The 938-nt window shown below is 67.7% G+C and carries 2 protein-coding genes; one reads left to right on the forward strand and one right to left on the reverse strand.

Annotation, left to right across the window (positions count from 1 at the left end; translation table 11 throughout):
- Window positions 1-372 (reverse strand): helix-turn-helix domain-containing protein (locus ACWGPE_RS18745; RefSeq protein ID WP_452049272.1); only part of this gene is annotated, 372 nt, incomplete at its 3' end.
- A 63-nt stretch (window positions 373-435) separates the two neighbouring features.
- Here ACWGPE_RS18745 and ACWGPE_RS18750 point away from each other — a divergent pair.
- The coding region (locus ACWGPE_RS18750) for a TolB family protein (protein WP_452049273.1) at window positions 436-938 on the forward strand (503 nt) is incomplete at its 3' end.

Consider the following 938-nt stretch of genomic DNA (forward strand, 5'->3'; position numbering starts at 1 on the left):
CTTCGCGACGGCGTCGGCGGGCGCGAACTCGGGCGGCAGATCCGTGGGCGCGGAGTTCTCCAGCAACTCACCGAGCTCCTCGCGGGCCCGTTGCAACCGGTCGATGGTCGCCGCGAGCTCGGCGTCCAGTTCCCGCAACGCCTGTTCCGGATGGTCGTCGGTGTCACCCAACGCGGCGATCTGCGGGAGCGAGAACCCCAGGTCGACAAGCCGTTTGATGCGGACCAGCCGGACCAGGTGCGCCACGCCGTACTGCTTGTACCCGTTTGACCGGCGATCGGGCTCCGGGAGCAGGCCGACGTGGTGGTAATGGCGGACGGCTCGCAGACTGGTGCCGGCCAGTTCGGCGACCTCCCGAGTACTCCACGCCACCTACCCATCATGCGCATGCCCAAGACTTGACTGTGCCGCTACGTCCGAGTGTGCGATGGAGGCATGCCAACACCTGAGTTGCTCTCCGTCGACGATCTGTTCGCGCCGCCCGCCCGGGCGCAGGCATCGATCTCGCCCGACGGCACCCGTATCGCCTACCTCGCACCGTGGCGGGGCCGACTCAACATCTGGATCCAGGACATGGACGACGTCGACGGCGAGCCGCGGCGCGTTACCGCCGACAGCACCCGCAGCATCCTGCACTACGAGTGGACGAAGGACTCCCGCTGGCTGCTCTACCTGCAGGACACCGGCGGCGACGAGAACTGGCACGTCTTCCGGTCCGACCCGCAGGACCCCGAGTCCGGTGCCGTCGATCTGACCCCCTTCCCGGGAGCGATGGCCGCCCACGAACTGCTCGGCGACCCGGCCAAGGCGATGGTGTACTCCAACAAGCGAACACCGACCCTGATGGACGCCTACGAGCTGGACATCGCCACCGGTGAACTCACCATGGTGGCGAAGAACCCCGGTAACGGATCAGGCTGGCGGGCCAGCAGCAACGG

It is taken from the genome of Agromyces sp. NPDC055658, assembly GCF_053618155.1.